Annotated in this window: 18 protein-coding genes and 1 pseudogene; 12 read left to right on the forward strand and 7 right to left on the reverse strand. The window is 75.3% G+C overall.

The annotated features are described in order from the left end of the window. Positions 1-76 precede the first annotated feature (76 nt). Positions 77-934 (forward strand): polysaccharide deacetylase family protein, encoded by an 858-nt coding sequence (locus K7G60_RS02465; RefSeq protein ID WP_263985429.1) that lies wholly within the window; start codon positions 77-79, stop codon positions 932-934. Between the two features lie 9 nt (positions 935-943). On the opposite strand, the gene K7G60_RS02470 is transcribed toward K7G60_RS02465, so the two are convergent. The 3 genes from K7G60_RS02470 to K7G60_RS02480 are packed head-to-tail and all read right to left on the reverse strand — an operon-like array spanning position 944 to position 3254. Continuing rightward, the gene (locus K7G60_RS02470) at positions 944-1594 is read right to left on the reverse strand and encodes an ABC transporter (protein WP_225799097.1); all 651 of its coding nucleotides are present in this window, start codon (positions 1592-1594) and stop codon (positions 944-946) included. Then, entirely contained in the window at positions 1591-2580 is a 990-nt protein-coding gene (locus K7G60_RS02475; protein ID WP_225799098.1) for an ATP-binding cassette domain-containing protein, read from the reverse strand. Before K7G60_RS02475 ends, K7G60_RS02470 begins: the two co-directional genes overlap by 4 nt. Further along, entirely contained in the window at positions 2577-3254 is a 678-nt protein-coding gene (locus K7G60_RS02480; RefSeq protein WP_225799099.1) for an AIM24 family protein, read from the reverse strand. Before K7G60_RS02480 ends, K7G60_RS02475 begins: the two co-directional genes overlap by 4 nt. Before the next feature lie 71 nt (positions 3255-3325). On the opposite strand from K7G60_RS02480, the gene K7G60_RS02485 reads away from it, so the two are divergent. Both K7G60_RS02485 and K7G60_RS02490 read left to right on the forward strand, forming a co-directional pair. Then, the gene (locus K7G60_RS02485; RefSeq protein WP_225799100.1) at positions 3326-4036 is read left to right on the forward strand and encodes a peptidyl-tRNA hydrolase; all 711 of its coding nucleotides are present in this window, start codon (positions 3326-3328) and stop codon (positions 4034-4036) included. Positions 4037-4120: 84 nt separating this feature from the next. Then, positions 4121-5254 (forward strand): hypothetical protein, encoded by a 1134-nt coding sequence (locus tag K7G60_RS02490; protein ID WP_225799101.1) that lies wholly within the window; start codon positions 4121-4123, stop codon positions 5252-5254. Positions 5255-5282: 28 nt separating this feature from the next. Here the strand turns inward: K7G60_RS02490 and K7G60_RS02495 are convergent. Continuing rightward, positions 5283-5405, reverse strand: a pseudogene (locus K7G60_RS02495) (DUF2332 domain-containing protein); the annotation flags it as partial. Positions 5406-5562: 157 nt separating this feature from the next. On the opposite strand from K7G60_RS02495, the gene K7G60_RS02500 reads away from it, so the two are divergent. The 3 genes from K7G60_RS02500 to K7G60_RS02510 are packed head-to-tail and all read left to right on the forward strand — an operon-like array spanning position 5563 to position 8792. Next, positions 5563-6990, forward strand: a complete 1428-nt coding sequence (locus K7G60_RS02500; RefSeq protein WP_225799102.1) for a DUF692 domain-containing protein — start codon at positions 5563-5565, stop codon at positions 6988-6990. Further along, complete coding sequence (locus tag K7G60_RS02505) at positions 6987-8018, forward strand: TIGR04222 domain-containing membrane protein (protein ID WP_225799103.1); 1032 nt, start codon at positions 6987-6989, stop codon at positions 8016-8018. Before K7G60_RS02500 ends, K7G60_RS02505 begins: the two co-directional genes overlap by 4 nt. Before the next feature lie 48 nt (positions 8019-8066). Beyond that, the gene (locus K7G60_RS02510) at positions 8067-8792 is read left to right on the forward strand and encodes a TIGR04222 domain-containing membrane protein (protein WP_225799104.1); all 726 of its coding nucleotides are present in this window, start codon (positions 8067-8069) and stop codon (positions 8790-8792) included. Positions 8793-8963: 171 nt separating this feature from the next. On the opposite strand, the gene hemQ is transcribed toward K7G60_RS02510, so the two are convergent. Next, positions 8964-9677: a hydrogen peroxide-dependent heme synthase gene (hemQ, locus tag K7G60_RS02515; RefSeq protein WP_030690075.1), complete on the reverse strand. Its 714-nt coding sequence runs from the start codon at positions 9675-9677 to the stop codon at positions 8964-8966. Positions 9678-9694: 17 nt separating this feature from the next. Continuing rightward, the gene (hemG, locus tag K7G60_RS02520) at positions 9695-11158 is read right to left on the reverse strand and encodes a protoporphyrinogen oxidase (RefSeq protein WP_225799105.1); all 1464 of its coding nucleotides are present in this window, start codon (positions 11156-11158) and stop codon (positions 9695-9697) included. 139 nt (positions 11159-11297) lie between these two features. Between hemG and K7G60_RS02525 the strand changes: the two genes are divergently transcribed. The 3 genes from K7G60_RS02525 to K7G60_RS02535 all read left to right on the forward strand — a co-directional run bounded on the left by K7G60_RS02525 (position 11298) and on the right by K7G60_RS02535 (position 14250). Continuing rightward, positions 11298-12293: a DUF4349 domain-containing protein gene (locus tag K7G60_RS02525; RefSeq protein ID WP_225799106.1), complete on the forward strand. Its 996-nt coding sequence runs from the start codon at positions 11298-11300 to the stop codon at positions 12291-12293. Between the two features lie 10 nt (positions 12294-12303). Then, complete coding sequence (locus tag K7G60_RS02530) at positions 12304-13677, forward strand: FAD-dependent oxidoreductase (protein WP_225799107.1); 1374 nt, start codon at positions 12304-12306, stop codon at positions 13675-13677. 66 nt (positions 13678-13743) lie between these two features. Continuing rightward, positions 13744-14250, forward strand: coding sequence for a hypothetical protein (locus tag K7G60_RS02535; protein ID WP_225799108.1), 507 nt, complete (start codon positions 13744-13746; stop codon positions 14248-14250). A 34-nt stretch (positions 14251-14284) separates the two neighbouring features. Here K7G60_RS02535 and hemE read toward each other — a convergent pair whose 3' ends face one another. Further along, entirely contained in the window at positions 14285-15361 is a 1077-nt protein-coding gene (gene hemE, locus K7G60_RS02540; RefSeq protein ID WP_225799109.1) for a uroporphyrinogen decarboxylase, read from the reverse strand. An 89-nt stretch (positions 15362-15450) separates the two neighbouring features. Here hemE and K7G60_RS02545 point away from each other — a divergent pair, with 89 nt between their 5' ends. The 3 genes from K7G60_RS02545 (at position 15451) to K7G60_RS02555 (ending at position 18537) form a co-directional block, all read left to right on the forward strand. Beyond that, entirely contained in the window at positions 15451-16143 is a 693-nt protein-coding gene (locus K7G60_RS02545; protein ID WP_225799110.1) for a DUF3000 domain-containing protein, read from the forward strand. A gap of 364 nt (positions 16144-16507) precedes the next feature. Further along, complete coding sequence (locus K7G60_RS02550) at positions 16508-17173, forward strand: response regulator transcription factor (protein ID WP_015037008.1); 666 nt, start codon at positions 16508-16510, stop codon at positions 17171-17173. Between the two features lie 80 nt (positions 17174-17253). Continuing rightward, positions 17254-18537, forward strand: a complete 1284-nt coding sequence (locus K7G60_RS02555) for a ribonuclease D (RefSeq protein ID WP_225799111.1) — start codon at positions 17254-17256, stop codon at positions 18535-18537. Positions 18538-18566 lie beyond the last annotated feature (29 nt).

Here is an 18566-nt window from a genome sequence, read left to right on the forward strand (position 1 = left end):
GGGGTGAGTGTCGAGCCGCCGACCGATCATCACTTTGATCGGTTAACTTCCGGTCGTGAACACTTCTGCACGAAAACTGGCGGCACTCGGTCTCCTGGGTGCCGCCCTCGTCGGCTGCGGCGGCGGCGCGGCCGAGACCCCGCCGCCGAAGGCGAAGACGGCCGCCGCCGACAGCCCCTCGCCCGGGCCCAGCGCGGCGGCCCCCGGCCCCAAGCCCGCGCGCGTCCCCGCCGCCCCGCCCACCATGGCGCCCGGGCCCGGCGGCCTCACCCCCGTCTACTCGCGCCGCGCGAAGGGCACCGAGAAGGTCGTCGCGCTCACGTTCGACGCCGACATGACCGCCGATCAGGGCCCCCGCGCCGCCCGCGGCGAGCGCTTCGACAACCCCGGGCTCATCGCCACCCTGCGCCGGCTCGAGGTGGACGCGACCGTCTTCATGACCGGCCGGTGGGCGGAGGAGTACCCGGACCAGGCCAAGTCCATCGGCGGCGATCCGCGCTTCGAGATCGCCAACCACTCCTACAGCCACTACGCCTTCGCGTCCCCCTGCTACGGCCTGCCGACCGTCCCCCCGCCCGACATGGCGTCCGACGTGCAGCGCGCCTTCGACGCCTTCCGGGACGCCGGGGCCGTCAACGTCGTCCCGTACTTCCGCTTCCCCGGCGGCTGCTACGACGACGCGGCCCTGCGCGCCCTCGCCCCGGCCGGGGTCACCGCGGTCCAGTGGGACGTCGTCAGCGGCGACGCCTTCGCGAAGGACGCGGACGCCGTCGCCGAACAGGTCCTCGACGGGGTGAGGCCCGGCTCGCTCGTCGTCATGCACTGCACGCGCAGCGCCGCCCCCGTGACCGAGCGGGCGATCCGCCGGATCGTCCCGGAGCTCCGCGCCCGCGGCTACCGCTTCGTCAAGGTCTCGGAGCTCATGAGCCGCTGACCCGGCGGCTCACTCCAGGCGCGCCGTGGCCCGGCACGCGAGCGCCGCCGTCGCCGCCGCCAGGAGCAGCGCGCCGCCGCAGGCGAGCCAGGGCGGATCGGCGGCCGCCGTGCGGGTCCCGGTGACCAGGACGGTCATCGCGAGCTTCGCCGGGGACCCCGTGGTCACGAGCGCGAGGAGGGAGCCGAGGACGAGGGCGGCGAGGGACCAGCCGGGGGCCCTGAGGAAGGGGCGGGCCGTCAGCGCGCCGACGGCGGCGCCCGTCAGGGCGCAGGCCAGGACCGCCGGCAGCCCCGTGAGGACGGCGGCGGGCGCGGTGAGCCCGCGCCGGTCGCCGACCGCCGTCACCGCGAGGACGGCGACCGTGCCGACGAGCACCGGCCAGGCGGCTCCGGTGAGCAGCGCCGCGAGATGGGCGCGGCCCCGGCCGGCGGCCGCCGCGACCACGCTCCGGGCGGCGGGCGGCTCCTGCGTGAGGCAGATCCGCACGGTCCAGGCGGAGACCGGGAGCAGGGCGGCCGCGGTGAACCCGAGCGCCCCGAGCACCGGCTCGCCGGCCTGGACGCCGACGCCGATGAAGGCCGCGTACAGGAGCAGCGGCGCCAGCCAGCGCTGGGATCGGAGCAGCAGACCCGACTGGTAGCGCAGCAGCGCCGTCATGACCGTACGCCTTCGGTGCCGAGGTGGTGGATGTGCCAGGACGCGGCGAGGAGCGAGCCGAGCAGGGCGTCGGAGTGCGCCGGGTCGACGGTGAGGAGGGTGGTGCCGTCGGTGTGGGCGGCGAGCGCGGGGTCGCCGGGCAGGCGTCCGGGAAGCGGTCGTGCACCGGAGGCGACGATACGGACGGAGGGCCGGGAGGCCGCGGGAGCGGACACCGACAGGGGCACGGCGGCAGCGGGCCCGGACCCGCCCGTCGAAGGACCGGCCACCGTCGGCCCGGGCCCGGGCCGGGCCGCCCGGAGGCCCGCGCCCGTCGCCGCGGCCGCGGGCCCGGCCGCCGGAACTCCGGGCCCCGGCCCCGCGAGCCCGGGAGGCGTCGTCTCCCGTACCCGGCCGCCCTCCACCCCGTACACCACCGTCGCCTCCCCCTCCAGGCGGCGGGGGTCGTGGTCGACGAAGACGACCGTGGCGCCGGTCGCGAGGCGCTCGCGGACGGCGGTGTCCAGTTCGGCGCGGGCCCCGGTGTCGAGGCCGGTCCAGGCCTCGTCGAGGACGAGCAGGGCAGGGTCGGCGAGGAGGGCCTGGGCGACGGCGACCTTCTGGCTGGTGCCCTTGGAGAGCTCCGCGAGCCCGGTTCCGGCGTGCTCGCCTGCCCCGAAGCGCTCCAGCCACTCCCCCGCCCGGGCCCGCGCCGCCGACCGGCCGAGGCCCTGGACGCGTCCGAGGTGGACCAGGTAGTCGACGGCCGTGAAGGGCAGGGCGACGGGGAAGCGCTCGGGGACGTACGCGGTGCGGGCCGGACGGCCGGTGACGCGGCCCTCGGTGGGCGCGTCGACCCCGGCGAGCAGCCGGAGCAGCGTGGACTTGCCGGTGCCGTTGGTGCCGACGACCCGGACGAGCGCGGCGGCGGGCAGGTCGAGGGAGACCTCCCGCAGCACCCACGGCCCGCGGAGGCCGTGCCGCCGCCCGACGTGCTCCAGCCTCAATTCGAGGAGTTCTTCTGCGGGGTGAGCTCGCTCGGCCGGACGACGACGAAGCCCTGCCCCTCCAGCTTGAGCTGCACCGCCTCGCCCGAGCCGCCGCGGATCATCGAGCCGAGCGACTGCGAGCGGTGCAGGGAGGTGTGGAGCTGCTCGCTCCAGCCGACGACGGCGTCGGTGTCCACGTACACCGGGGCCTGCGGGGTGACGGGGATGACGATCGGGTTGCCCTCGCACATCAGGGCGATCTTGCCGTGGCCGGAGAAGACGGAGTTGAAGAGGCCGCCGCCGGTCATGCCGGCGCCCTTCACCGTCCTGATGTCGTAGTGGAGGGTGGAGTCGAAGCAGAGCACGTTGCGGCCGTTGACGGTGAAGGCCTCGCCCTGCTCGATCTCGACGATGAAGCAGTTCTGCGCCTCGTGCGCGAACCAGGCCTCGCCCTGGCCCCGCACGGCCATCAGCGGCAGGCCCTCGCCGGTGACGGCGCGCTTGAGCAGGCCGCCGATGCCCTGGCCCTTGCGCTCGAACTGGAGGTCGCCGCGGAAGGCGATCATCGAACCCTGGCGGGCGTGCATCTCGCCGTTCACGGTGTACTTGACCGACTTGGCGTTCTGCAGGGTCATCCCCGGGAAGGCCGCCGCCTCGGCGAGGTGCTCGCCGGCAAAAAGATCGCTCTTCATGGGGGGCATCCTGGCCCGGAAGGGATGATTCCCACAAGAATCGCTCCTGGCACCGATGGCAGACTTGCCGGGTGAGCAGCAACGAGACCGATCTCCGCGACGAGAAGCCCCAGTTCGTCCTCCCCCTGGTCGTCCGGATCGAGCGCGACGCGCCCCCGGGCCGCACCGACGCCCTGGAGACCGCGGCGCGGGCCGTCCTGGAGATCCTCGGCGACGACCGCTCCCACGGCGAGGGCGAGTGGGCGCGGGCGATCGCCGACTGGCAGGACGCCCGGATCCGGAAGGTGGTGCGCCGGGCACGCGGCGCGGAGTGGCGCCGGGCGGGCGCCCTGCCCGGGATCACCGTCGGCGGCGCGGAGGCGGAGGTACGGGTCTTCCCTCCGGTCCCGCTCGACGGCTGGCCCAAGGAGCTCGCCAGGCTCCAGGTGTCGGGCACCGACCTGGACGACCCGGCCGCGCCCGGCCCCGTGCCGGAGGGCGCGGTGGTGCTGTGGCTCAACCCGGAGCTCGACATGTCGGCCGGCAAGGCGATGGCCCAGGCCGGCCACGGGGCGCAGCTGCTGTGGTGGGCGATGCCGGACGCCGACCGGAAGGCCTGGCGCGAGGCGGGCTTCCCGCTCGCGGTGCGGACCGCGACGGCCGGGGACTGGTCGGAGCTGACGGCGAGCGGCCTCCCGGTGGTGCGGGACGCGGGCTTCACGGAGATCGCCCCGGGTTCGTGCACGGTGGTGTCCGAGGGCAGCACGCGCTTCGCCCCGCAGCTGCGTCTCCCCCGGGCCTGACCGGCGGCGGGCCGGCGGCCGCGCGGCCGGGCGTCGGACCCGTGCCGTAGCGTGCGGCGGGTGTCGCGTCCCGAGGAGATCCGCATGCCCGTTCACGCCCGGCTCCGGGCCACCGTCCCCGCCCTCGTGTCCGCGCCGCAGGCCGGTCCGCCGGAGATCGCGGGGCCGCCGGGGCGCAGGATGCTCGTCCAGGCGAGCGACGAGGAGGTCGTGGCGCAGCCCCTGGACGAGGCCTTCGCCGCGGTCCCGGCGGCCCGGGTCCGCTTCCCCGCCCCCTGGCCCCGCCGCCGCGGGACGTGGGAGGTGGCGCCGGACGCGAGCCTGGCCGTCTTCGCCGGGGTGCACGCGGTGCGCGCCGTGGAGCCTTCGGGCGCGACCCGCTGGGAGGTCCGGCACGGCTGCTGGTACGGCGCGTGCCGGGAGATGCACGAGTCGTACGAGGACTACGCGGAGGCGCGGGACCACCGCTACCCGGACGGGGGTTCGGTCGGCTTCTCGGCGGACGGGAAGCTCGTCTGGGCCCACGTGCGCGGCCCGTTGCCCGAGGGCGGGCTGGGCCCGGACACCGTCGACGAATGGCTGGTGATCGACGCCGGTGACGGTCGTGTGCTCGCCCGCGGCGACGCCGGGGCCGCGGCGGCCGGCAGCCTCCACCTCCCCCACCCGACCGATCCCCGTCGGATGGGCCTCGGCATCGGCGAGGGCCAGGACGGCGCGCCCCTGCGCCTGGGCAGCTGGGACGGAGAGCGGCTGGACGTCACGTACGTGGAGGGCGACCTCTGCCTGCTGGGCGTGAGTCCCTCGGGAGAGCGGCTCATGACGGTCTCCCACGACCAGGACGCGCTCTCCGTCCGCGACTTCGGCGGCCTCCCGCTGGAGGGGCTGGAATGGGACGCGGAGTCGGTGCTGCCGCCGCATCCCGACGCCCCTTCGGGCGAGGAGGACGAAGCACCCGTCTGCTGGGACTGGGCGGGCGGCTTCGTCGACGAGACGACCCTCGTCGTCTCGACCGTGGAGAGCGACGACGAGTGGGGCGAGGGCAGGCACTGGCTGCTCGACACCACGGGCAGGCACGGACTCCGGCCGATCGCCTACCCGTCCCCGCCCTCCGGCCCGCCGGCCGCGCTCGGAGACGGCGCCTGGGCGACGGCGTCCGAGGCGGGCGACGCCGTGCACGTCTGGGTGGCCGTCCGAGGAGAGCCGGAACCGGTCCGGTGACCGACCGTGCGGGCCGGACGACGGCGGGCGGGCGTCCGGGAAGCGGCACGGGGCCGGAGGTCCGGCAGGCGAGGGCGGCCGGGCTGCCGGCGGGGCCGAAGGCAGGGCGGTCGTCGTACGCGTACCGGTAGCGGTCCGGGTACGGGCACAGGCCGGCCGGGGCGGTCCCTGGAGACGAAGCGCGGCGTGACCGTCCGGGCGATCACAGCGGCCGAAGCTCAAATGAAGCTCTGAACCTGGGCTCCTCACGGTTCGGACGGAGGCGCCGGGGCCATCACGTGAGGGACTGGGGACCGAAGGAGGGGGACATGACGGAACTCGGCATCGGCATCGGCTGGCGTCCCGAGATCGCGGACGCGGTGGAGGCGCTGCCCGGCGTCGACTGGGTGGAGGTCGTCGCGGAGAACATCTGCGCGGACCATCTGCCCGACTCCCTGACCCGGCTGCGCGAGCGCGGCGTGACGGTCGTGCCGCACGGCGTCTCGCTGGGGCTCGGCGGCGCGGACCGGCCGGACCCGGCGCGGCTCGCGGCGCTCGGCGAGAAGGCTGTGGCCCTGGGGGCGCCGCTGGTCACGGAGCACATCGCGTTCGTACGCGCCGGGGGGCCGCTCACCGCGACCCCGCTGCTCGAAGCGGGCCACCTGCTGCCCGTGCCCCGCACGCGGGACGCCCTCGACGTGCTCTGCGAGAACGTGCGCATCGCGCAGGACGCGCTGCCCGTGCCGCTCGCCCTGGAGAACATCGCGGCCCTGATCGCCTGGCCGGGCGAGGAGATGACGGAGGGGCAGTTCCTGGCGGAGCTGGTGGAGCGTACGGGGGTGCGGCTCCTCGTCGACGTCGCCAACCTGCACACGAACCACGTCAACCGGGGTGAGGACCCGGCGCGGGCCCTGTCCGAGCTGCCGGTCGAGGCGATCGCGTACGTGCACGTGGCGGGCGGTGTCGAGCGGGACGGCGTCTGGCACGACACCCACGCCCACCCGGTGCCCCCCGCCGTCCTCGACATCCTGGCGGACCTCGCCTCCCGGGTGTCCCCGCCGGGGGTGCTCCTGGAAAGGGACGACGACTTCCCGCCGGCGGAGGAGCTGGCGGAGGAGCTGAAGGCGATCGCCGCCGTGGGCACGCGTTCCGCCGGGGCGGAGGGGGTCCCCCCGGACGAAGTCCGGGGGAAGGCGGGCACACCCCGCCGGCACGGCGCCCGGCCGCTGATACCCGCACCCCGACGGGCCCCGCTCCTGATCGGCGCGGGCGCCCGGGCCTCGGGCGGCCCGATGCCGGTCGTCGCCCCCGCCGGACAGGAGGCGCCGGAGCCGCCCGCACCGCGCGAAGCCGCGCGCCAGCGCCTGGCCGTGACCCAGGCCGCCCTCCTCTCCGCGCTCGTCGCCGGCACCCCCGTCCCCGAGGGCTTCGACACCCGCCGGGTCGGGGTCCAGAGCCGCGCCCTCGCGGCCAAGCGGGCCGGGGTCGTCGCGAAGGTCGCGCCGGAGCTGCCGGAGATCCTCGGCAAGGGCTTCCGGCCCGCGTTCCTCGCGTACGCCCGGTCCCGTCCCATGACCGGTGGCTACCGCCGGGACGCGCTCGACTTCGTCGAGCACCTGCTGCTCGCCGGCCGGCCGGAGGACCCGGCGGCACGGCGGCGGCTCACCGAGTGGTGGCAGGACCGTTCCGGCAGCCGCCCGCCGGGCCGCGCCACCCGGCTCGTCCGGGCCGCCCGCCACGCCCTCGTACGGAGATGACCGTGAACTTCCTCCTCGTCCTGATCTACATCGCGGGCGCCGTCGGCATCGCCCTCGTCATCACCCGGGTCGTCCGGACGCGCGGCGGTCCCGGCGGTCCCGTCCACGACCGGTACGAGGTCGCCTTCCTCAACGGCGGCCCGGCCCGCGTCGTCGACACCGCCCTCGCGGCCCTCCAGGCGGACGGCAGGATCGCGATCGGCGGCCCGGGCATCGTCGCGGTCGTCCGCCCCACCGCGTACGACCCGGTGGAGCGCGCCGTCCTCCAGGAGCACGCCGCCGCCCCGCACGGCGCCCTGCACCATCTGCGCCTCGGCGTGATGCGCCACCCGGCGGTCCAGGAGATCGGCGACGGCCTCGCGGCGCGCGGGCTGATCGTCGATCCGGCGACGCGGCGGACCACGGCCCGCTGGTGCGGCGCCCTCGTCATCACGGCCTTCGCGCTGTTCCCGTTGTCGATCGTCCTCACGGTGATCGACTTCTCCACCGACACGGGGTTCCGGCTGCCGTTCGTCTTCAAGGTGGCGCCGGTCCTGTTCGCCGCGCTGATCACCGGCATCGTCTGCGGGTCGGTCTCCGCCCGGCAGGTCACCCCGGCCGGCCGCCGTGCGGTCTTCGCGTACGGGCGGGCGCACGGTCGTCCCGCCGACGCCGGGCACCTCGTGGCCCTGCACGGGCTGCGGGCCGTGCCGGACCCGGTGCTCCGGGAGCAGCTCGTCGCCGCCGCCCGTTTCCACGCGCCGCCGCGGCGGAACCAGCGCGGCCGGAGGCACTCCCCGTCGCACTTCTCGTCCTCGGACGCGGCCGCGTTCGGAGTGGCGGCCGAGTGGTGCGCGACCAACAGCTCCTGCGGAGGAGGAGGCTCCTGCTCGGGCGGTGGCGCCTCCTGCTCGTCCGGGTCCTGCTCCTCGGGCTCGTCCTGCTCCTCGGGCTCGTCCTGCTCCGGCGGCAGTTCCTGCTCCAGCTCCAGCAGCTCGTGTTCGAGTTCGAGTTCCAGCTCGTGCTCCAGCTCAAGCTCCAGCGGCTGAGCGGCCATCCGGGTGGCGGGCCCGTCCGTCCTCCCGTACAACCGGGACATGCTCTGGGTTCCGCTCCTCCTCGTGGCGTTCACGGCCGCCGGCATCGGCTGCGCGCGGGTCTGCCGTGCCTCGCTCGCCACCGCCCGGCCCGACGGGACGCCCGGGGGCACGGACGAGCTCACCCTCCGCGAGGCGGCCTACCTCGCCGGGGGGCCGCTGCGGGTCACCGACCTGACCCTGGTGTCGATGCACCGGACGAGGCGGGTGCTGCTCGCCCGCACCGGCTGGGCGACGGTCGTGGACGCCACGGGTGACGGAGACCCGATCGAGCGCGCGGTGCTCGGTGCGATCGGGCCCGTCGGGCAGTCGCCGATCCCCGCCGTCCGTCCGGTGGTCGCCGCCGCCGAGCCCGTACGGCGCCTCGCGGACGGCCTCGTCGAGCGGGGCCTCGCCGTGTCCGAGGAAGGGCGCCGGGAGCTCGCCGCCGGGGTGCGCGCCGTGCGGACGGGGTTCCTGCTGACCCTGGCGCTCGGGACGGTCGCGGCGCTCCTGGTGCCGGCGGGCGAACGGGCCCCGGTCCTCGCCGGTTTCGCGCTGCCGCTGGTCGGGTCGGGGCTCTGCCTGCTGATCGGGCGCACCGAGGTGTACCCGTACACCCGATGGGCGTCCCCGGCCGGGCAGCGGCTGCTCTCCGGGCTGTCGCCGGCCGATCCGCTGACGGCCCTCGCGACGCGCGGTCCCTCCGTACTGGAGCCGGAACTCCGCGCGGCCCTGAAGTCCTGAAAGGTCCCGGAAATGACGCCGGTGCGGCGCGCGTGACGCGCGCCGCACCCGGAGCCGGACCCGGTGTCGCTGGAGCGACGGGCAATGCTGCCGCCCGCCGTCTGATCTTCCGGGTCAAGGGGTGGCGCGCCCGGCCGGGAGCCGGGCGCGCCACCAGGTTTCACACGGCCGTCAGGCCAGGCCCGCCACCAGGTCGGCGACGCTCTTGCGGCGACCGGTGAAGAACGGGACCTCCTCGCGGACGTGCATCCGCGCCTCGGAGGCGCGCAGGTGGCGCATGAGGTCGACGATGCGGTGCAGCTCGTCGGCCTCGAAGGCGAGGAGCCACTCGTAGTCGCCGAGCGAGAAGGAGGCGACCGTGTTGGCGCGGACGTCGGGGTAGCCGCGGGCCATCTTGCCGTGGTCGGCGAGCATGCGGCGGCGGTCCTCGTCCGGCAGCAGGTACCAGTCGTAGGAGCGCACGAAGGGGTACACCGAGACGTAGTCGCGCGGGTTCTCGTCGGCCAGGAAGGCCGGGATGTGCGACTTGTTGAACTCGGCGGGGCGGTGCAGCGCCATGTTCGACCAGACCGGCTCCAGGGCGCGCCCCAGCTTGGTGCGGCGGAAGAGGTTGTACGCCTCCTGGAGCTCGTCGCTCGTCTCGGCGTGCCACCAGATCATGACGTCGGCGTCGGCGCGCAGACCGGAGAGGTCGTACGTGCCGCGGATCGTGATGTCCTTGGCCGCGAGCTGGTCGAACAGCTCCTGGACCTCGTCGGCGTAACCGCCGCGGTCCTCGGGGAGAACGTCGCGCAGCTTGAAGACGGACCACAGGGTGTAGCGGATGACCTCGTTGAGGTCCTTCGCCTTCTTACCGGCGTTCGGGATCTTTTCGGGCGCACTCATACGCCTATTCTCGCCCGTCACGAGGAGTGCCCCGCACCGGGGTGCCCCGTTCCCGACGTGGCGATGATCTCGTCGGCCGCGCGGTGGGCCGAGGCGATGCAGGCGGGGATGCCGACTCCGTCGTACGCGGCGCCCGCGAGCCGCAGTCCGGGGAGGGCGGCGACGGCCGCGCGGACGCGGGCGACGCGGGCGAGGTGGCCGACCGGGTACTGGGGCAGGCCGCCGGTCCAGCGGGTGACCGTGCTCGCGACCGGGCGGGCGGAGAGGCCGGTGGCGGCGGCGAGGTCCTTGAGGGAGGCGTCGACGAGGTCGGAGTCCTCGCGGTGGACCTGGGCCTCCTCGCCGTGGCGGCCGACGGAGGTGCGCAGCACGAACAGGTCGGGGGCGCTGTCGGAGACCCACCGCCACTTCCGGCCGGAGAACGTGGAGGCCTTGATGGTGTGGCCGTCGACGGGCGGCACGAGGAAACCGGAGCCTTCCAGGGCGGGCACGTCGGAGCGGCGGAAGGCGAGGGTGATCAGGGCCATGGAGGCGTAGTCGATCGCGTCGAGCTCGGCGGCGGCGGCCGGGGCGTGCCCGCCGAGGAGTCCGGCGGCGGTGCCGGCGGGGGTGGCGAGGACGACGGCGTCGGCGTCGAAGGTCCGGTGCGGGGTCACGACCCGCCAGCCGGTGGCGCCGGTGCGGACCAGCGCGTCCACGGGGGTCCCGGTGAGGATCTCGCCGCCGGCGGCGCGGATCGCGTCGGCGACCGCGCCGGGGAGGGTGCCGATGCCGCCCTCGATGCCGAGGAAGGCCGCGCCGCCCAGGCCGGTGGCGGCGCCCGCCGCGTCGGTGGGGGTGGCGGCGCCGGCCCGCTGGACGGCGTGGACGGCGGCGGTGAGCGTGGGGTGGGCGCGGGCGGCCTCGAAGAGGGCGGGGACGGCTGCCTTCATCGAGATGCGGTGGGCGTCACCGGCGTACACCCCGCCGAGGAGGGGTTCGACGAGCCGGTCCACGACCTCGTGGCCCATGCGCGCGGCGACGTACGCGCCGATGGCGATGTCCTCGCCGATCTCGGTCGGCGGCAGCTCCAGGTCGCCGCCGATGCGGCGCACGCCCTCCGCGGAGAGGAGCCCCTCGACGGCGGCGGGGTCGCCGGGGACGCCCATGACGTGCCCCTTGGGCATGGGGACCAGCTCGCCCCGGGACCAGACGGACGCGGTGGTCGTCGCGGGGGCCTGGAGCCGGTCGCCGAGGCCGACGGCCCGGGCGAGGGCGACGGCCTCGGGGCGGCGGGCGAGCAGGGACTCGGCGCCGAGGTCGACGGGCGCGCCCGCGATCTCCCCGGCGAGGAGCTTGCCGCCGAGCCGGCCGTCCGCTTCGAGGAGGGTCACCCGGTGGCCGGCGAGGGCCAGTCGGTGGGCGGCCGCGAGGCCGGCGATCCCGCCTCCGGCGACGACGGCGTGAGGCCCTGCGTGGTGTCCCGTGGTGTCCGCGTTCATGGCACCACTCTCTCAAATCGCCCGCCCGCTCCCGTTCCGAGGCCGGACCGTGACCGCATCGCTACCGCCGGAGGGCAACCCGCCCCGAGGGCTCGTACGTCCAAGGGGCATCACTCGTCACCACCCTGGGGGGATCCTCGTGCGGGCAGCAAGAACGAGAACGACGGCCGCGGTCCTGCTGGCGGCCTCATTGGCCCTGGCCGGCTGCGGCGCGGGCGCCACGGACACGGGCGCGGACGCCAAGGGGGGCGCGGCGGCGGCGAAGCCCGCCGACAGGGGCGCCGCGGACGGCTCGGCGGCCGAGGGCGGCGCGGGAGCCGCCGGGAAGCCCGCCCCGAAGACGCCGGCCCGGCAGCACGTCATCCGGACCGCCGAGCTCTCCGTGGAGGTGAAGGACGCGGCGAAGGCCCTGGCCGCGGCCCGCCGGGTGGCGACGGACGTGGGCGGGCGCGTGGAGAGCGAGTCGACGGAGCGCGTCGACGACGCGCGCCTCACCTCGCGGGTCGTGCTGCGGGTGCCGCAGGAGCGGTACGACTCCGTCCTCACCGAGCTCGCGGGCACCGGGAAGCTCCTCGACCGCAAGGCGGAAGCCAAGGACGTCACCGACCAGGTGGTGGACGTGGAGAGCCGGATCGCCACCCAGCGGGCGAGCGTGGCGCGGGTGCGGGCCCTGATGGACCGGGCGGAGAAGCTGTCCGACGTGGTGACCCTGGAGGGCGAGCTGAGTCGCCGTCAGGCGGACCTGGAGGCGCTGCTCGCCCAGCGGGCCTCGCTGAGCGACCGGACGACGATGGCGACGATCACCCTGTGGCTCTCCGAGGAGGAGAAGCCGTCGGCACGGGAGCGGGAGGAGGGCCGCCCCGGCTTCGGGGACGCCCTGAGCGGCGGCTGGGACGCGCTGGTGGGCTCGGCGGCCTGGATCGGGATCGTCCTGACCGCCCTCGCCCCGTGGCTCGCGGTCGCCCTGGTCCTCTTCGTCCTGTGGCGCCGTCTGGTCCGCCCGCGCCTCGCGGCCCGTCCCCGGCCGGAGGCCCCCGCCCCCACCCTGCCGGACACCCCTCGGAACGCCGCCGGAGCCGCCGTGGCCCCCGGGGCGCCGAAGCCCCCGCGGCCCCGGGAGGACCCCGAGAAGTAGCGTCTCCCCCATGAGCGAACGACTGGTGGTCATCGGTGGCGACGCGGCGGGCATGTCCGCCGCGTCGCAGGCGCGCAGGCTCAGGTCTCCCGGGGAGCTGGAGATCGTCGCCTTCGAACGCGGGCGCTTCTCCTCGTACTCGGCATGCGGCATCCCGTACTGGGTCGGCGGGGACGTGGCCGAGCGGGGGGAGCTGGTCGCGCGCTCCCCCGAGGAGCACCGGGCCCGTGACATCGGCCTGCGGACGCGGACCGAGGTGACGGAGATCGACGTCGCGGGGCAGCGGGTCCGCGCGCGGGACCTGGAGGCGGGCACGGAGGCCTGGACGGGCTTCGACAAGCTGGTGATCGCGACCGGGGCCCGGCCGCTGCGCCCGCCGCTGCCCGGGATCGACGCGCCCGGGGTGCACGGGGTGCAGACCCTCGACGACGGCCAGGCGCTGATCGACTCGCTGTCCGCGACGCCGGGGCGGCGGGCGGTCGTCGTGGGCGCCGGGTACATCGGGGTGGAGATGGCGGAGGCCCTGCTGAGGCGGGGCTACGAGGTGACGGTGCTGACCCGGGGCGAGCAGCCGATGGCGACCCTCGACCCGGACATGGGGCGGCTCGTGCACCGGGCGATGGACGGTCTCGGCATCAGGACGGTCGTCTCGGCGCCGGTGACGAAGGTCCTGACGGGTCCGGACGGCCGGGTGCGGGCGGTGGCGACGGAGGCGGACGAGTACCCGGCGGACGTGGTGGTGCTCGGCACGGGCGTGGAGCCGGAGACCTCGCTCGCGCGGGCGGCGGGGCTGCCCCTCGGGGCGTACGGCGGGCTGCTCACCGATCTGTCGATGCGGGTCCGGGGCCACGGGAACATCTGGGCCGGCGGCGACTGCGTGGAGGTGCTGGACCTGGTCTCGGGCCGGGAGCGGCACGTGGCGCTCGGCACGCACGCGAACAAGCACGGTCAGGTGATCGGCGCCAACGTGGGCGGCGGTTACGCGACCTTCCCGGGTGTCGTGGGCACCGCGGTGTCGAAGGTGTGCGACCTGGAGATCGCGCGGACGGGCCTGCGGGAGAAGGACGCCCGGGAGGTGGGCCTGCGGTTCGTGGCGGTGACGGTCGAGTCGACGAGCCGGGCGGGCTACTACCCGGGGGCCGCGCCGATGACGGTGAAGATGCTGGCCGAGCGGCGCACGGGCCGGCTGCTCGGGGTGCAGATCGTGGGCCGGGAGGGCGCGGCGAAGCGGGTGGACGTCGCGGCGGTGGCGCTCACGGCGGGGATGACGGTGGAGGCGATGACGGCCCTGGACCTGGGGTACGCGCCGCCGTTCTCGCCGGTGTGGGACCCGGTGCTGATCGCGGCGCGGAAGGCGTCGGCGGCCGTTCGGGCGGCGGGCTGACCCGAGCGGCGGACTCACGCATGGTGACGACTTGCACGCATCGCGTCACCATGCGTGACTCTTCACATGATCAGACACAGCGTGCGTGCGCTCTGCGCCGCCTCCCTCGTCCTCGCCCCCATCGTCCTGACGGCCACCCCCGCCCAGGCGGCGACGACGTGCACCCTCAACGGGGCCTCCGTCACCCCCGACCCCATGGGAGTGGTGAACGGCACCGCCGGCCCGGACTACATCGTGTGCTCGGAGGTGGCCGCCGGCAACGCGGTCAACGGCCTCGGCGGCGACGACTACATCGTGCTGACCGGCCCGGTCCTCGGCACCGTCACCGGCGGCGCGGGCCGCGACTACATCACGTCCCGGTCGAACGTGACGGTCAGCGGCCTCATCGAGGGCAACACCGACTCGGACTACCTCGTCGTCGACGGCCTGCTGACCTCCGGCGGGATCGTCCGCGGCGGGACGGGCAACGACTACCTCAAGGTCAACGTCAACAACGGCACGGCCAACGGCGGCGACGGCTTCGACGTCTGCCGGGTGAACACGGGCAGGCCGCCCATCAACTGCGAGTTCTGAGCGCACCCGACGTCCGCCGCGCGGGCGGCTCGCCTCAGCGAGCCGTCCGCGTGTGCACGTACTCGACGAGACGGCTCAGCGCGTCCGGGTCCATCGCCGGCATGACGCCGTGGCCCAGGTTGAAGACGTGCCCCTCCAGCCCCTCGGCGGCGGCCAGGACCTCGTCCGTCTTGGCCTCCACGACCTCGCGCGAGGCGAAGAGCACGGCCGGGTCCAGGTTTCCCTGGAGGGCCTTGCCGGGGCCGACGCGGCGGGCGGCCTCGTCGAGCGGGACGCGCCAGTCGACGCCGACGACGTCCGCGCCGGCCTCGCCCATCAGGCCGAGCAGCTCGCCCGTACCGACGCCGAAGTGGATGCGCGGGACGCCGTAGGAGGCGACCGCGTCGAAGACCTTGGTGGAGGCGGGCATCACCGAGCGGCGGTAGTCGGCCGGGGCGAGGGCGCCGACCCAGGAGTCGAAGAGCTGCACGGCGGAGGCGCCGGCCTCGATCTGGACCTTGAGGAAGGCCGAGGTGATCTCGGCCAGGCGGTCGAGCAGGTCGGCCCAGAGCTGCGGGTCGCCGTACATGAGCGCCTTGGTGTGCTCGTGGCTGCGCGACGGGCCGCCCTCGACGAGGTAGCTCGCGAGGGTGAAAGGCGCGCCGGCGAAGCCGATGAGCGGGGTGTCGCCCAGCTCCTCGGTGAGCATGCCGATGGCCTCGGTGACGTAGTGGACGTCCTCGGGGGTCAGGTCGCGCAGCCGGTCGAGGTCGGCGCGGGTGCGGATCGGGTCGGCGACGACCGGGCCGACGCCGGGCTTGATGTCGAGGTCGAGGCCGATGGCCTTGAGCGGGACGACGATGTCGCTGAAGTAGATGGCGGCGTCGACCTTGTGGCGCCGGACCGGCTGGAGCGTGATCTCGGTGACCAGCTCGGGCCGCATGCACGACTCGAGCATGGGGATGCCCTCGCGGACCTTCAGGTACTCGGGGAGGGAGCGCCCGGCCTGTCGCATGAACCAGACGGGGGTGTGGGGCACCGGCTCGCGCCGGCATGCCTTGAGGAACGCGGAGTCGTACGTCCGCGACTGCTGCTTCGTCTGCTGGCCCTGCGGGCTGTCCGTGGCACTCACGCCCAAATCTTCGCATGCGGCGGGAAGCCGCTCGTCCGGGCCGGGTGTCCTCCCTGCACGGAGGCCCCGTTCCGCCTACTCTTCCCCGCATGGCTGCGGCTCAGGGACATTTTTCCGATCAATCCGACGGCGATCGAGGGACGGACGAAACGGCGGACAGTACGGAGGCGGACCGGGTTCCGCCCGCGTTCCGGCGGGCGGTGGAGGCCTTGCGCTCGGCGAGGCTGCGGTCCGAGATCGAGATCGACCCGACCAGGCCGCCGCAGCGGCTCGCCCCGTACGCGTACGCGGTGGAGGCGGCCGTCGTGGAGGACGAGGAGGACCTGGCGGACGGGCGGCTCGTGCTGCTGCACGATCCGGACGGCCACGAGGCCTGGAAGGGCACGTTCCGCCTGGTGACCCTGGTTCGGGCGGAGCTGGAGCCGGAGATGGCGGCGGACCCGCTGCTGCCCGAGGTCTGCTGGTCCTGGCTGACCGGGGCGATGGAGGCGCGGGGGCTCCTGTACGGGGAGGCGAGCGGGACCGTGACGATGGCGGGCTCGCACTACTTCGGCGGGCTCGCCGACCGCAGGCCGGCCACCCAGATCGAGATCCGGGCGTCCTGGACCCCGCGCGAGGGCCTGGGCGGGGTGCCGGACACGGGGGCGCACCTGGCGGCCTGGTGCGACCTGCTCTGCCAGATCGCGGGACTGCCGCCCGCGCCGGCGGACCCGGGATCGGGGACGGTGACGGGGGCGGGCGTCGTCTCGCTGCCCCAGCGGCGGGGGCCTCAGGGGGCCTGAGGGGTTCCGGCGGGGCCGCAGGGGCCCGAGGGGTCCCGGCGCGGCCCGCGGGCGAGGGGCCCGGCGCGGCCCGCGGGCGAGGGGCCCGGCGCGGCCCGCGGGTGGGGGAACCGGTGCGGCCCGCGGGCTCCTTCGGAAGGGTGCCCCGGCGCTCCCTCGTGGGGGTGACGACGCGGGGGCCGCTCGTAGGATGATCGATCACGCGTCCGAATTGCCCTAATTGTTACTCACCAAATCGTGATCTTTCCCTAAAGGCGGGCGGCCCTGCTGCCGAAGGAGTCAGTGACCCCTTCACAGCACGGGTTCGCCCCCGGCTTCTTCCCCGAGCCGGCTCCGTCCCGCACCCTTCCCCCCAGGAGGCCTGGTGTCCGTTCTCCTCGAGCAGCCCGCAAGCCTGGTCGCCTACCGCCCGAACAAGCCGACGGCCATGGTCGTCGTGGCCGATCCGCGCGTCCGTTCCACCGTGACCCGCCACCTGTGGGCCCTTGGAGTACGCGACGTGATCGAGGCTTCGTCCATCGCGGAGGCCCGTCCCCGCGTCGGCAACCCGCGCGACATCTGCGTTGCCGACGTCCACCTGCCCGACGGCAGCGGCCTGACCCTGCTGTCCGAGACCCGCGCGGCGGGCTGGCCCAACGGCCTCGCCCTCTCGGCCGCCGACGACATCGGCGCCGTGCGCAACGCCCTGGCGGGCGGCGTGAAGGGCTACGTCGTCACCGGCACCCGGACCAACATCGGCCACCCGACCCGCCCCGGCGCCGCCCCCATCGGCGCCGCGGCGGCCCGCCTCGGCCACCGCCGCCCCCCGGGTGCCCCGAGCCACCCGGGCGGCTACCGCGAGCTCTCCGGCCGTGAGGTCGAGGTGCTGCGGCTCGTCGCGGAGGGCCAGTCGAACAAGGCGATCGGCGTCTCCATGGGCCTCTCCGCCCTCACCGTCAAGAGCCACCTCGCCCGCATCGCCCGCAAGCTGGGCACCGGTGACCGCGCCGGCATGGTCGCGGTGGCCCTGCGGACGGGGATCATCCACTGACGGCCGGTGGACCCGGGCCCGCGCCTGCCGACGGAACGTTCCGTCGGCAGGCGCTTGCCGTCGACCGATACCCTTGACACGTGACCGACGCCCAAGAGACCGCAGCAGACACAGCACTGCGCACCACCGGGGGCGGCCCCCCGGACGACGATGTCCCTGCGAATGGGCTTCCGATCCCGTTGCTGGAGCCCCGTGAGGGGATTCCGCCCGTCGTCGAGACCGCGGAGGCCCTCGCCGGGGTGATCGCCGCGTTCGCCGCCGGAAGCGGTCCCGTGGCCGTGGACGCCGAGCGCGCCTCCGGCTACCGCTACGGCCAGCGCGCCTATCTCGTCCAGCTCCGCCGCGAGGGCGCGGGCACCGCGCTCATCGACCCCGTCGGCTGCCCCGACCTCTCGGGGCTCGGCGAGGCGCTCGCCGGGGCCGAATGGATCCTGCACGCCGCGACCCAGGACCTCCCGTGCCTGCGCGACATAGGCATGCTCCCCACCTCCCTCTTCGACACCGAGCTCGCCGGGCGCCTGGCGGGCTTCCCGCGGGTCGGCCTCGGCGCGATGGTCGAGTCCGTCCTCGGCTACGCCCTGGAGAAGGGCCACTCCGCGGTCGACTGGTCCACCCGCCCGCTGCCCGAGCCGTGGCTGCGGTACGCGGCGCTCGACGTCGAACTCCTCGTCGACCTGCGCGACGCCCTGGAGAAGGAGCTCGACCGGCAGGGCAAGCTGGAGTGGGCCCGCCAGGAGTTCGACGCGATCGCCTCGGCCCCGCCCGCCCCGCCGCGCAAGGACCCGTGGCGCCGCACCTCCGGCATGCACAAGGTGCGCCGCCGGCGTCAGATGGCGGTCGTGCGGGAGCTGTGGACGGCCCGTGACAAGGTCGCCCAGCGGCGCGACGTCTCCCCCGGCAAGGTGCTGAGCGACGCGGCGATCGTGGAGGCGGCGCTCGCGGTGCCGGTGAACGTGGCCGCGCTCACCGCGCTGCCCGGCTTCGGCAACCGGATGGGCCGCCGTCAGCTGGAGCAGTGGCAGGCCGCCGTGGACCGCGCCAGGGCCCTGCCGGAGAGCGAGCTGCCCCAGCCGGGCCAGCAGGTCGCGGGCCCGCCCCCGCCGCGCGCCTGGGCGGACAAGGACCCGGTCGCGGCGGCCCGCCTCTCGGCGGCGCGCGCGGCGGTCTCGGCGCTCGCGGAGGAGCTGAACCTCCCGCAGGAGAACCTGATCACCCCGGACACCGTGCGCCGGGTCTGCTGGGAGCCGCCGTCGCCGGGCACCCCGGAGACGGTCGCCGCCGCCCTCACGGGCTACGGCGCCCGCCCGTGGCAGGTGGAACTGGTGACCCCGCTGCTCGTGAAGGCGCTGTCGGCGAGCGCGTGACCGGGTCGGGAGAGCCCCCGGCGCCCCGA

This window comes from Streptomyces sp. NK15101, from assembly GCF_020400725.1.
Taxonomy (GTDB): Bacteria; Actinomycetota; Actinomycetes; order Streptomycetales; family Streptomycetaceae; genus Streptomyces.

What these genes read in the sequence shown, in the direction of transcription:
- K7G60_RS02470 (WP_225799097.1), bottom strand. Translation starts at nt 1,594, where the DNA reads ATGACGGCGCTGCTGCGCTACCAGTCGGGTCTGCTGCTCCGATCCCAG.
- K7G60_RS02480 (WP_225799099.1), bottom strand. Translation starts at nt 3,254, where the DNA reads ATGAAGAGCGATCTTTTTGCCGGCGAGCACCTCGCCGAGGCGGCGGCC.
- K7G60_RS02490 (WP_225799101.1), top strand. Translation starts at nt 4,121, where the DNA reads ATGCCCGTTCACGCCCGGCTCCGGGCCACCGTCCCCGCCCTCGTGTCC.
- K7G60_RS02500 (WP_225799102.1), top strand. Translation starts at nt 5,563, where the DNA reads ATGACGGAACTCGGCATCGGCATCGGCTGGCGTCCCGAGATCGCGGAC.
- K7G60_RS02505 (WP_225799103.1), top strand. Translation starts at nt 6,987, where the DNA reads ATGACCGTGAACTTCCTCCTCGTCCTGATCTACATCGCGGGCGCCGTC.
- K7G60_RS02510 (WP_225799104.1), top strand. Translation starts at nt 8,067, where the DNA reads ATGCTCTGGGTTCCGCTCCTCCTCGTGGCGTTCACGGCCGCCGGCATC.
- hemQ (WP_030690075.1), bottom strand. Translation starts at nt 9,677, where the DNA reads ATGAGTGCGCCCGAAAAGATCCCGAACGCCGGTAAGAAGGCGAAGGAC.
- hemG (WP_225799105.1), bottom strand. Translation starts at nt 11,158, where the DNA reads ATGAACGCGGACACCACGGGACACCACGCAGGGCCTCACGCCGTCGTC.
- K7G60_RS02530 (WP_225799107.1), top strand. Translation starts at nt 12,304, where the DNA reads ATGAGCGAACGACTGGTGGTCATCGGTGGCGACGCGGCGGGCATGTCC.
- K7G60_RS02535 (WP_225799108.1), top strand. Translation starts at nt 13,744, where the DNA reads ATGATCAGACACAGCGTGCGTGCGCTCTGCGCCGCCTCCCTCGTCCTC.
- K7G60_RS02545 (WP_225799110.1), top strand. Translation starts at nt 15,451, where the DNA reads ATGGCTGCGGCTCAGGGACATTTTTCCGATCAATCCGACGGCGATCGA.